The following is a 12739-nucleotide window of genomic DNA, read 5'->3' on the forward strand; positions in this document are numbered from 1 at the left end:
TGTGTACCCTGCTGTGTTAAAAAGTTCCTGATTCCTGCTACTTAATTTTTATTTGTTTTTTCTTTTAATACAAGTGCTTTATTCAATGATCCTGTCGCCTGTTCCGGTTGCAAGGCGATATTCTCTCCCCTGAAGGCAACATTGAAACTGGAGATGCTGGCATCTCCCTGGTTGTCGGATGTTATCTGGAAGATATTGTTCGACGTAATACTCCATGATTTATACCCGGGCAATCCTTCGATAGCACCATTGGAGTCAGTCTTTACGTTGTCGTACAACAGGGCGCCTTTGTCATCATAGATCTCAAACTGCTTTCCCTTGAAATAGTAGGCCAGGTAATTATTGGCATGCATCCATAGCGGTGCACCTGCAGCTTCTTTAGGAACGGGTGCCAGCTGTATGGAATCCTTTTTACCATCTTCGTATACCAGTCCTACCCAGAGGTCTGTCCGGTCATTATTATGACTGATCAGGCTGAAGTGTACGCTATCATATACTGCAGACTGACCTCCGGTGAAGATGGGTTTATCCAGCAGCCATTCCTTGCGTGTGCCGGTGTGGTTAGTGCCTGTCACTGCTATCGGAAAATTCTCTGCACCATAAGTATACACACTGACCTGCTGCTGTTTGCTGGAATTAGCAATCCGCAATGCGCTCACGGGACTGAGGTATTTCGCAAAGTCGACAGTCTTCCAGAATGTATCCTGCGGAGGATGTACTTTCCTGGCATCCAGGTAGGTCTTAGGCATCCACACGGCATCCTGTACCGCTACTTTACTGGCCTGCGTTTGGGCGCAGGCAGTGGTGGCAGCACATAACAGTGAGATACAAACGATGTGTAATATCTTCATACAGTTTTTAATTTACTTCCCAGAACCAGATCTGTTTCACGCGGCTGTCATTCGTATAATCACCCGTGGCCGTTCTGATCTGTGTATTGACATGATACAGGAGATCAATATGATCGCCTGTATTGTTGGTGCCATAGAAATCTTTGAAGAAAATAATGCCATTCTTTGACCAATACTGGTTGGTGATGAAGGCATTTTTTTGTGTAGTGTTGGCACAATCTACCCGCAGAGGTTCACCAAAATTGCGCCAGATCCAGGTCGCCAGGCTTTCAGCACCACGTGCATAGCCATGTTTACATTTTGGATCAGTGTAATTGGCTAATGAAATACCAGCTTTGATGAGACAGTGTGACATACGGATGGCGCACTGGTTTTCATAATGAAAGAAACCATTCTTATCCTTTTCATCACAAGGCATAGCATGTGCACTACCGGGGGGCGCCTCGGAATCGTGTGGATAACTTGACCACAATGTGCTGAAAGCAGGAAATTTTTTCAGGGCCATGGATACATGTTTTTAAAAGAATGACATGTTTACATTGGTGCGTACAGCGCAGGGAACACAATGCAATGGAATGTGCTCAATGTATCACGATTGTGGCCAGGGATTCTGATAGGTGGAACTTCCCAGCTGCACTTCCCGGGCAGATAGGACAAGTCTTATCTGCATGGGAACATCGCCGGATGCCTTGAAATGTTCAGCATACTCTACGCAATAGGCATCAGTAAATTTCAGTTCTTTCATCTTGGACATAGCGTCTCGACGGTAAAAGACGATACTGCCACTCTTGGTTTGTGTGTTGGAGATCATCCAGTCGAAGAGGTTCGTATTTCCATCTGATTCCAGTAACACGGTCAGTGCTCCTCCCGTAGGACGGGCAGCTGGTTTTCCATTGTGGTCTGTATGTTGAGCGAAAGAAAACTGGCAATCCAGTACATTGATTTCTTCACCATCTAAACGCAATACTGCTTTGAATGACATACCCTTGAGGTTTAGCTTGATAAATATGGTATTGTTAACAAATTTATTTATGTCAGCAAATGAAGGTGTATATGGAAATTGGGGACAACGTATAATCATCATCAGTAGGTCCCGCTTGGATTAACTGCTTTTGTCAGCGGCAGGTTTTTCCATAGTTACTAAATTCAAATGCCGGATTAACGAATATAACTACTCAATTAAAGATACATGGTCAGCACGAAAATAAATATTCTGAGACATATTGTAAATTATTTTATCAAAAATCAGGTATTAAGAATAAAGTTATTGTCCTGTTCGCTGGTACTGTTTGTTTAAGTCCAACGATGCGTCTGGTATGCTTCTGGTATACGCCCGGTATGCGTCGTGTATAAAGCGTGTTTAGGTCCACGTTAAAGGCATGTCAAAGGCATGGTTAATGCATATCAAATACAGGTGAATCCACTTCAATCGGTCACGCCACAGCGGGGCCGTGTTGTTTGTAGCGCGGAGCGCAACCCCCGGTCCATGAAACAGGTGCCCGACCGACAAAATCGGTTTCTTCGCCCAAGGGAACCATGTGAGTCCCTCGAATGTATAGCCGATGTTCGCTTGAGATTCGCTTGAGATTCGCTTGAGATAGCCTCATCCTCCCTTAATCCTCCCTTTTAAAGGGAAGATTAAGGGAGGATAAGCGAATCTCAAACGAATCTCAAGCGAATCTCAAACGGATCTCAAAACAGATGAAATGCGTTTCAAAACGATATCAACACCTGCATTATTTTTATCATCTGTTCATTTCTTTTTTTATATAATTATTCCCTGTTACAGCTGTATAAACGATGTATACACGATACTTACAAATGGTATAATATATTAATCCCTCTTTCCTGTGCGTAATAAATATTTCATATACATTTTCGCTGTATCTTTACTTCAATTAATAAAAACCCGATATTACATTTGAGTAACAGATCTATGTAATATTATGTAACCCTTAAACAGTTAACTGAAAAACCTTGGACGACCCAAATGACCCTGACTACGTATACCATATATGCTCCCGAGGTGCAGGCTGCAATACGCATTGCACAGGCGCTGGCAAAAGAACATCACCACGTGAACTATACGCCCGCTCATTTACTATTGGCATGTCTGCATAAGGAGACCGGTCTTGTTACACAATTACAGGTCATGGATGTGGATACCTACTATCTTGAGGAGTGGGCAGAAGTGAGGTTGGACAGTATACCCAAAACAGGTCGTTCGCCGGAAGAACCAGAGGCAGATGATTACGCTGCAAATGTGTTGCAGGAAGCAGATGCGGTAAGGCTGGAATATGATCTGGATACTACGGATGCCTGGTGCGTGTTGACTGCACTCAGCACACCCGGCGTAGGTTTTTCATTTGAGCAGTTAAAGACATTCCCACTGCAGAGAGCACAACTGCTCACGCACTTTAATAAAAAAGAGAATAATAACGCTGCACCTAAAACGACAGTTGTTACAGGTAAAACAACAGCCTTTAAATATATCTATCGTCTTACGGATCCGCAACGTCTGCAAACCAAACATGCCCTTGCCGGACGAGATGCAGAAGTGCGTTCCATGTTTGAGATACTGACACGTAAAGGGCGTTCCAGTATCCTGGTAACGGGTGAAGGAGGGGTTGGTAAAACCGCATTGGCAGATGCACTGGCGCGCGCTATTATCAATAAACAGGCGCCGCAGCAATTACTGCAGACCGACGTTTATGCACTGGATTATGGCGCATTTATCGCAGGAGCTGCTTATAAGAATGAACTGGAAGACCGCCTGCAACAGATCATTGCACAGTTGCAGGGTGCCGGCAAACATGTGTTATTTATTGATAACCTGCATACGCTGCTGGATAAACAACCAGGATCAGCCGGAGGCATCGGCAATGTATTAAAGGCTGCCATGAATAAGGGAGATATTACGCTGATCGCTACCAGTACACCGGAAGGATATCGCAAGCTGATAGAACCCGATGACCTGTTACGTCACTGTTTTGAGATCATACAATTATCCGAGCCGGACGAGTCAACAGCTGCACGTATGATACAGGCGGTGATGCCTGACTATGAAAGCTATTACAATCTTAAGGTAGCGCCAGATGTGGTTGCAGAAGCTATTAAACTATCACGTCGTTATCTCAAAGAACGCAGCTTACCAGACAGCGCGATTAACCTGCTGGACCGTACGCTGGCAGCTATACGCACCACCCAGGATACTGCTGCACAGACGCTGGAAGACCTGAAGGTAAAGCTGGAAGCAGCAGGCGATAATAAAGAAGAGCTACTGTGGTGGCACCAGCAATGCATGCGTCGTTTCAGTGCATTACTGACCACCCGTTTACAGATAGCACAGGATGTATATAAGATCGATGAAGTGCCTGCATTAACCACTGCATTAAACAATATCATCTCGCAACTGGAACCATTGGTGCAAATGCAGCACACCGAAGCAACAGCCACTGATTTAGCTACGATGATCGCCGAAAGTACGGGCATTCCTTTGGGTAAGATCCAGTCGGGAGAACGGGAACGCCTGGTGAATATGGACCTCGAATTGCGGAAAAGGGTAGTAGGGCAGGACCATGCATTGAAGACAGTTGCTGAGGCTATCCTGGAGTCGCGCTCCGGTCTCAGCAGACCAGGTCAGCCGATAGGTTCATTCTTTTTCCTGGGGCCCACCGGTACCGGTAAAACGGAGCTGGCAAAATCTTTGGCAGACTTCTTGTTCCAGGATGAACGGTGCATGATCAGGTTTGACATGTCCGAATTTAAAGAAGAACATTCGGCGGCATTACTATATGGCGCTCCGCCGGGATATGTTGGATATGAAGAAGGGGGATTGCTGGTAAACAAGATCCGTCAGCAACCCTATGCCGTAGTCCTGTTTGATGAAATAGAAAAAGCGCATCCATCAGTATTTGATATTTTCCTGCAGATAATGGATGAAGGTAAATTGCACGACCGCCTGGGTAAGACAGGCGATTTTTCAAATGCCCTGGTCCTGTTCACTTCCAATATCGGAAGCGATGTTATTGCTCAATCTTTCAGACAGGGAGTAATACCGTCTTCCCAACAGTTGATGGAGATCATGTCTCGGAATTTCAGACCCGAATTCCTTGGCAGGCTCACAGAGATCGTACCATTCGGCCCTATTCAGCAGGAGAACGTAGTGAAGATATTTGATATTCATCTGAAACATCTGCTGCAGTTACTTGCGCAACAACAGATCACACTGGAGGTGTCTGCCACCGCAAGAGAACAACTGGCGGCAGAAGGATATTCGCCATTGTATGGTGCCCGTCCATTGAAAGAAGTGATCCGTAGCAGGTTACGGAAGCCCTTGTCTCGTATGATCATAGAAGGTAGCCTGCAACCCCACATGACTGTTAAGCTGGATGTAGACGCGCAGGGTACGCTGCAATGGCATACCGGCGCTCAGGAAGTTTAGGCAAGATCAGAAGAAAGGACCATAGAACATTTATTGTTGTAAAAACCAATTGATATGAATGACAATTACGGTATTGGTGGTAACGAGGTGAAACTCGACGCCAATGAGGCCATTGTTGAGATCTCTCATAACCGGACCCTGTTTGCTGAAAAGTTAACCCAGCAAACACCTGTTAAACCGGAAATAGTGCAGGGACTAACTAATGTAGAAGCAGTATTCGAACATTACAAGCCTACAGTGAACATGCTGTTCCATGACGCAGAAGGTCGTACTATTCCCGAAAACCTGGAGTTCCACAACCTCGGCGACTTTGGTGTGAAGGGTATTACCGCCCAGAGTACTTTCCTCGATAATCTCGCTACGGAAAAGGAACAGTACCTCAAGATCATGAAACATCTGAAGACAAACAAAGTGCTGAAGGCCGCCCTGGCGGATCCCGCTGCAAGGCAGGCATTACTGGAATCTATCCGGGCACTGGTAGCAGACCTGAATAATAAGTAATTGACAACTGACAACTTGTTCTTATGGCAGAATTAGAAAAACAGCAGGAACAGCCGGAAGCGCTGCAAACAGCGGCGAAACAGCAGCCCGCATCCCTGCAGGAAAATATAGATATACTCGCCAAGTACGGAGGCTTTGACCTGCTGGAAGGCACCATAGAAGGTGTACAGAACCTCAGCCCCGAACGTAAGGCACGCCGTAATATCTTTCTAACAGAAAGCAGCAAAAAAGGAGAGAGAGATAAACTGAAGAAGACCCTCGAAATCTGGGAGAAAGTACTGACGGAAGCACAGGACCTGCCAGATATGGTCAGCTACTGTACTGAACATTCAGAACAGGCAGAAAGAGTGTTGAACAACAACCTGGGAGAAGCGGTAGAAGTTACCCGCGAACTCGAACAATCCTACCGTAACGTGGCCCTCTTCTTCAAGAATACGGAATCAGATAAAGTGAAGAACATTGCGTTCATCAACGCAGAACCTGACCAGCTGAAAGACCTGGACAACACCCGCTTCTTCGATGCTATTCACCAGGAGCTGGTCAGCAACTATGACCGTCTCGATCTGCGTGATAACTATAGTCTGCTGGTAATACCCGGTTATCTCGGCTCCAACAAGGTGCTGGAGAAATGGGCAAAGATCGCTTATGAGAATAAGGTGATGCTGGTAACAGATTTCTCTCATCTCGATGCACCTGATGACGTCATGGAGATGTTTGAAATTGCAAACCTGACCGGTGGTGAAATACATCGTTCCAATGTCATGATGACCTGTAACTGGCTGGTAGGCCGCGGTAAGTTTGATGAGATCAATGAACAGGACAACCTCTATGTTCCTCCATCTGGTGCATTGGCTGGTAAGGTGTACAAAACGTTGATGTCGCAGGTAACCGCTGGTAAGAAATTTGGTGGAATGAATGAAGTGGATGGTGTGCGGTTTGAACTGAAGAAGAGTGAAATTGCCAGTCTGGAAAAAATGGGCCTGATCCCTATGGTGAAGGAGTACGGCAAGGTAATGGCCTTCAGCGCCAAGACCTTATTCAATGGTGACAACATCGGTTTACAGACCTACTCCGTAGTGCGTGTGTTCGACTACGTTACCAAAGTGCTGATGGATTTCCTGAACCGCCGTGCATTCGAGAACTTCAATGCGAACACGCGTAAGGACCTGATGAAACAGATCATCCGTTTCCTCGACAGCATCACCGGACCTGAAAAACTGATCGAAGACTTTAACGTCCGTAAGTTTGAACAGGATCCTATTCAGAAAGATCGTATTCACCTCAATATACATCTGAAACCATACTTCCCTGCCAAGAACTTCATGATCAAAATGGAAGGTCATAAAGGGGAAGATGCAACAGAATGGGATACCGAATATGAACAGGATAAATCCTGATATGAAAATAGTGAAGCTGAATGAAAGCATGGTCTTCAGCTTCACTGTTTTTTCATCATTTTTAAAATTAAAAGCAAGGAAAAGATTATCAGATGAAGTATGTCTTAACAGGCGTCTTCTGTTTTCTGTTGTCATGGTGCAATGCGCTTGGACAATCACAGACAGATAGCATTATTACAACTAAAGGCGCTGTCACCCTTATTACCTGTGGATCAGCAATCACTACATTCCAGATCGGAGATGGTAAGAATTCAGATTATGATTATCGCATAGTAGATGGTAACGTAGTATTCATACGGCCAACAGTAGCTAATCCTAAAGCCACCAACCTGGTGATCAGGGAAGGAAATAACATACATTACCTGATACTGGCATTCCGTGATAAAGCAGAATTATCCCGGTTGAAATACAATCTTTCTGCAGGTGGTTCCGCTAAGACCGGTGCTAACAATACCGGTACAGGAGAGCATCCCACTGTTGCACCGCCTGAGGATAATGCCACAGAGAACGACGATGCTGCGGTTGCCGCGTCAGGTATTGACACCGTAACAGTGGGTAACATCGCAGAAGATTTCCGGAAGCAGCGAAAGGGTGGTCACCAGTATGAAACAACAGCAGACGGTATTACAGTGAGCTTTTCCCAGGCAATGAACCTCAACAACCTGGTATATTACAGCTATCATATCAGGAACCGTTCGGGGAACGCCTATGTGATCAGGAAAATAACACTCATGCACAAGACGAAGGCAGATACTGCTGCTTTGTTCACCATGCCGGTGCTTTACAGGAAAGGAGCATCTTCAATTGCTGGTAAGGCCGATGAAAATATCGTATTCGTTACCGCTGCGCGGGATTTTAAAAAGGAGGATGAGATCATCCTGGTGATGTACAACAAAGCCAGTGAAAACCAGGTGGTGCTGTATACACCTGTAAGTGCCTTGCCAAAGTATATGATCAGCAAATAGTCATTCATTCACGTGCGTACCATTATTCACATATTGTTTGTTGGCTGTCTTTGCCTGTTTGCATTGACAGGCACTGCACAGCAGGTGAATTTCTGCGGAGAGGTCGTACCTATGGAGCGCGACTTCGTTTCCTACAAGCTGATGGATGTTATCAAAGGACATCTGAAATACCGCAACTTCTTACCGGTGTTGAAAGCAAAGACGGATATTTACTTCCCGATCATTATCCCCATCTTACATCAGTACAATATACCTGAAGATTTTAAATACCTGCCGGTTGTTGAAAGTGGTTTCACCAATGCCACTTCCGCCGTAGGCGCACAGGGTGTCTGGCAGTTTATGCCGGCTACAGCCGCAGCGATGGGGCTGGAAGTGCGATATGATAATGATGAACGCAATCACCTGCTGAAATCTACACACGCCGCCTGCCGCTATCTGCAGCAACTTTACAGTCAGCTGCATTCCTGGACACTAGCAGCCGCTGCCTACAATGCCGGTGCAGGCAACATATCCCATAATGTCAAAAAACAGGGGAGTAATGATTACTATCAGCTCATGCTGAATAGTGAGACGGCACAATACATTTACAAGATCATCGCCATTAAACAACTGTTCGAAAACCCTGAATTGTATATTCCGGGCTTCGGCTATAATGTGTTCAATAAAGAGAATGCGAATGTTTCTGTGTTTTCCAAACCTTCGTCAGGGATAGCGCAACCGGGAGAGAAGAGTAAAGATTTTAAATCCATCCGTATTACAGTGGATATGAAATCCAGGGCTACATCTCCGGTAGTCGCGACTGTTTTTGCTGCCCGCTTGCAGCGGAACAACACCTTTGAAGACGGGCAGCTGGTGAGCATTCTTTTGCTGGATGACCTGCAGGCGAATGGTGTGTTTATCCGGAAGAATACGAAATTGTCGGGTAGGGGATGGATTGTGAGTGACCGGGTGTATGTGGATCTTGGTTTTGGGAATATGATTACGTTGTGTGATGCAGGCGGGAAGAAGGGCGTGCCGGCGGAATCGTTAAAGTCGGGAGAGGATGTGAGGTTGTTGAAGATTTAATCAGTAATAGAACAGCGACGGCAGCTTTCGGTCTCACTTGAAACCGAAAGCAACATTGAATCAAAACAAAAATAAAACTACATCAACACCTCATTCATAAATATCCTGTAAGGATAATTATTCGCAGAATGCTCCGTCAGCTGTGACAACAACTCATCTTTCAGATAAGTGAGATTTCCCGCAGCATACGTACTGGAAGGTTTGGAAAGTATTAGCCTGATATCCAGTGTACGGCTATATCCCTCACTTGCACCAGGCAGTACAGACACCCCTTTGGACACACTCACTTCACGCAGTTCATTACCGATCACATAACGGCATAATGCTTTAATATCTTCCGGCGTCACAATACGATTGCGGCTCAATAAATGATAGCGGTAAAGATTGACCTTCTCGTCTATGCTGAGACGGTCTTTACCTCCCTGGGTATTGGATAATAATGTGATAGAGGCAGGCTGCAGCTGTACGCTGCCATATTCCTGGAGGCGGCTGCCCATACGGATGTTATTGGCAATGCTACCATTGGTCGTGTAAAACTCGATGAAAAGATAATCAGCATCTTCCCTGGGCTTGATCATCAGATAAGGGATATTACCCCGGTTAACACCCGGTTGCAACTGTTCTTCAAGAGAGGCGATCAGCTGGTGCAATTCTCTTATGCGACTGGCAACATAATCATTCCGTACTTCTTCGAAGAGGGAGCTTTCGTCTCTTATCACCTCGATAAGATAAGCAATGATCTCCTTTGCCTCACGCGAGTCAAATCTGCCAATACCACTGCTGCGTACTACCAGCTCTCCTTCCTGCATTTCACCGGTAGTAGTGAAGTTGCGGACATGATAGTCAGTCCCTGAAACATCATGTACTCGTTTGATGTCGAAGTAAATATCTGATGTATGCAACGGCATGATATTGAGATAGCGGTTCAGTCGCTGCGATTGCTCATTGATACGTTTATTGACAACGGGGAAGCAGTTGATGTTACAGAACAGATCTTCCAGTAAGGTGTGCCGGATCGCTTCCGGAAATTCAACCCTGATCCATTGGATATCCGGCTGCAGCTTTGTGAGTCCCTGTCCGAATACCTGTTGCAGGGCGGCAGGAGTTGTAGGTTGGGAACCCGGTGATGCAGGCTTGCTGATGGTGAGAAAATGATGGCGGAAACGTTGTAATATCTGCTGACTATACTGTGTATTCGTATCGAAGGCAGGTTGCATAATACTGTCCAATTCCTCTGAGGCAACATCGCGGCTATCACTATAACCGTTTTTTACAGTGAGTTCGGTATTACCCAGGAAGAAGCGGGCCAGCGGTAGGTAGTAATAGAACATTTCCTGCTGATGTGCATTCCTGAGATCGAAGAAGAAGGACAGCTCTTCGAGAGAGGAGGGACTTCCTTCCAGGGAAAGGCCCAGCCATAAATGATTGGGAGGTGTGTCTGCCTGGAGGGCGCCCTGTAATACCTGTTCCTTGAACCAGTGTTCCCGGGTCTCAAACAGTTTATTACCGATAGCCATGTATTTTATCTGTCCGCGGAACAGGCGATGCCTGGTCAGGGGCATGAAGAAGAGGTCCTTTGAATTGAAGCCGTTCCGCAATGTGTGGAAGAACTGGTGCTCTGCGGTGATAACGGTAGCTGGTTCAGTGCTGGCCGCATGCAGTATGCCATAGGCCGGCTGACTGCTGGTGATGGGCTCCGGCATCATGATCTGAGCCAGTCGCTCTACCAGGCGGGCATGCGATACATCCACCTCGCCGGAGATCTTTTCGAGTTCACTGGCGCAGGCTTCCAGCAATAACTGCACAATAGGGTCGAAAGAAGATTCTACCTCTGCATCAGGATAACCCCAAAGCCTGGCAGCTGTTTTCAACATGCGGTCTTTAATCCGTTCTTTTTGTTCTCTGGGCATGGCAATGGCTTTAATCGTAAGACAGCGGGCTCACATAAAAGAAGCTGCTGTAGTGGAATGGTGTTTTATTACGGGACAGCGTGCCGGTGATGGTCACTTTGATCTTCTTCTTGACCTTACGTGTATGGAGGCCTGTCAGCTCTTCCTGGCTGACCACCGCCATTACCCTGATCTGTGTTAACCGGCGCTCGTACCGTGAGATGGAGGCTTTAACAGCCATCTCTACCTGTTCTTTCACTTCATTGTTGGAAGCCCGGATGTCAAAATCCGAATCCCACAACTTGCAGCCATACTGCGGATCATCTTTATTCTCTCCCAGTACGGTGGTGATGAGCAGGTGTATATGCTGGGCCACGGAATCTTCCAGGCTGCAGTCAGGAAGGTCCTTCTTTTGCAGGATGCGGGAGAAATCCAGTGGCAGTTTATAATACTGACTTTTCATACAAACAGTGTAAATGATCAGAATATACCGAGGAATTTCTTGTCATATCTCACACGGATCTCTTTCACACAACCGTTCTGATCTTTGATCAGGTTCACCAGTTCTATTTTGAACCGTTTCTTACCACGGATCCTGGAGCAGAAATGTGAAAAAGTATCGGTCTCTTTATCATTCAGTAACACCCGGGCACCAAGATTATCACAGAGGTATGGAGAGAAGTCGGAAGCACTTTTCTGTTTGTCGATCACCTGTGTCAGGAAGAACTTAAACTCGTCGTCCGAAATAGCAGGTGTTTTAGGCTTTTCTGGCGCCGCAGGAGTGCCCGCGGATGGATCAGTTGGTTTGGGCTCCTCAGGGAAAGGAATGGGCTCAAAATGGTCATTTCTGGGGCGCTGGGCAGGAGCAGGGAATACGGTGATACGTTTTGTCACCATTTTACTGCTATCCCCGTTCACGATCAGTGACAGGATACGTTCTCCCGGAGAGCCGAAAGTATATTTAACCGAGTTACCGCCATGGGTTTCTGCATTGGGCTGTAACAATTGCCAGGACCATTTGCTGGCATTCGGCATATGGTTGGAGTAAGTCGCTGGCCGTCCCACAAATACTTCTTCCGGACCTTCAATGACAGGGTAGATATCTCCGCGGGTATCGGGTGCTTTTTCAGGAGCGGCATTCAGGACAATCACTTCCTGGCGCCAGTCGCATTTACCCCTGCGCAGGGTAACAGTGTAGCTGCCTGCTTTACTGAAAGCATGATATACCTGTAATCCTGGTGCAGTGGCGGTAGAGTCACCGAAATCCCAGCTCAGGCCATCATTGCTGCTGCCTTTCAGGTCTGCTCTGAACGTGATCACCTCTCCGGCTGTAAATGAAGTGGTTTTGCCGGCGTGCTGCTGACTGGCCAACACAATGGCCGCCTCACTACAGGTTTCCCGGTTAGATGCCTGGAATGCCAGCAGCACGATGCTGATAGCCAGTAACGATAGGAATGTATACAATACCATCGGGTCAATATGGCTTGTAATTTTATTAAAGGTTTTGTAGGAATTCACCTTTCGCTCATTTTGGGTCTTGCGCGGGGTCATGGGTTTTTCAATTTCTGCAATTTTAAATATTTTTTTAGATAAATGACTAAACAACCTACATTCGTAGTTGAAATTT

At 46.3% G+C, this 12739-nt stretch carries 11 protein-coding genes; 5 read left to right on the forward strand and 6 right to left on the reverse strand.

The annotated features are described in order from the left end of the window. Window positions 1-41: 41 nt before the first annotated feature. The 3 genes from CLV42_RS14385 to tssD form a co-directional block, all read right to left on the reverse strand. Window positions 42-851 (reverse strand): hypothetical protein, encoded by an 810-nt coding sequence (locus tag CLV42_RS14385; RefSeq protein ID WP_106602625.1) that lies wholly within the window; start codon window positions 849-851, stop codon window positions 42-44. A gap of 7 nt (window positions 852-858) precedes the next feature. Continuing rightward, window positions 859-1356 (reverse strand): type VI secretion system amidase effector protein Tae4, encoded by a 498-nt coding sequence (locus tag CLV42_RS14390; RefSeq protein WP_170117515.1) that lies wholly within the window; start codon window positions 1354-1356, stop codon window positions 859-861. Between the two features lie 84 nt (window positions 1357-1440). Beyond that, window positions 1441-1833 carry a type VI secretion system tube protein TssD gene (gene tssD / locus CLV42_RS14395; protein WP_106602880.1) on the reverse strand — a complete coding sequence of 131 codons (393 nt, stop codon included), beginning with the start codon at window positions 1831-1833 and terminating at the stop codon, window positions 1441-1443. 1008 nt (window positions 1834-2841) lie between these two features. Here tssD and CLV42_RS14400 point away from each other — a divergent pair. The 5 genes from CLV42_RS14400 to CLV42_RS14420 all read left to right on the forward strand — a co-directional run bounded on the left by CLV42_RS14400 (window position 2842) and on the right by CLV42_RS14420 (window position 9223). Next, on the forward strand, window positions 2842-5295 hold the full coding sequence (locus CLV42_RS14400; protein WP_106602626.1) for an AAA family ATPase: 2454 nt from the start codon (window positions 2842-2844) through the stop codon (window positions 5293-5295). A 54-nt stretch (window positions 5296-5349) separates the two neighbouring features. Then, window positions 5350-5796 carry a hypothetical protein gene (locus CLV42_RS14405; RefSeq protein ID WP_106602627.1) on the forward strand — a complete coding sequence of 149 codons (447 nt, stop codon included), beginning with the start codon at window positions 5350-5352 and terminating at the stop codon, window positions 5794-5796. 23 nt (window positions 5797-5819) lie between these two features. Continuing rightward, window positions 5820-7193 (forward strand): DUF5458 family protein, encoded by a 1374-nt coding sequence (locus tag CLV42_RS14410; protein ID WP_106602628.1) that lies wholly within the window; start codon window positions 5820-5822, stop codon window positions 7191-7193. A 92-nt stretch (window positions 7194-7285) separates the two neighbouring features. Beyond that, window positions 7286-8158 carry a hypothetical protein gene (locus tag CLV42_RS14415; protein WP_106602629.1) on the forward strand — a complete coding sequence of 291 codons (873 nt, stop codon included), beginning with the start codon at window positions 7286-7288 and terminating at the stop codon, window positions 8156-8158. Between the two features lie 12 nt (window positions 8159-8170). Continuing rightward, complete coding sequence (locus CLV42_RS14420) at window positions 8171-9223, forward strand: transglycosylase SLT domain-containing protein (RefSeq protein ID WP_146154387.1); 1053 nt, start codon at window positions 8171-8173, stop codon at window positions 9221-9223. A gap of 77 nt (window positions 9224-9300) precedes the next feature. On the opposite strand, the gene CLV42_RS14425 is transcribed toward CLV42_RS14420, so the two are convergent. The 3 genes from CLV42_RS14425 to CLV42_RS14435 are packed head-to-tail and all read right to left on the reverse strand — an operon-like array spanning window position 9301 to window position 12663. Continuing rightward, a complete protein-coding gene (locus CLV42_RS14425) occupies window positions 9301-11133 on the reverse strand; it encodes a type VI secretion system baseplate subunit TssF (RefSeq protein WP_106602631.1) in 1833 nt (610 codons plus the stop codon). A 10-nt stretch (window positions 11134-11143) separates the two neighbouring features. Continuing rightward, window positions 11144-11575, reverse strand: a complete 432-nt coding sequence (locus tag CLV42_RS14430; protein WP_106602632.1) for a GPW/gp25 family protein — start codon at window positions 11573-11575, stop codon at window positions 11144-11146. Between the two features lie 17 nt (window positions 11576-11592). Next, window positions 11593-12663 (reverse strand): PKD domain-containing protein, encoded by a 1071-nt coding sequence (locus CLV42_RS14435; RefSeq protein ID WP_106602633.1) that lies wholly within the window; start codon window positions 12661-12663, stop codon window positions 11593-11595. Window positions 12664-12739 lie beyond the last annotated feature (76 nt).

Source organism: Chitinophaga ginsengisoli, assembly GCF_003014595.1.
In the GTDB taxonomy this organism is placed as follows: domain Bacteria; phylum Bacteroidota; class Bacteroidia; order Chitinophagales; family Chitinophagaceae; genus Chitinophaga; species Chitinophaga ginsengisoli.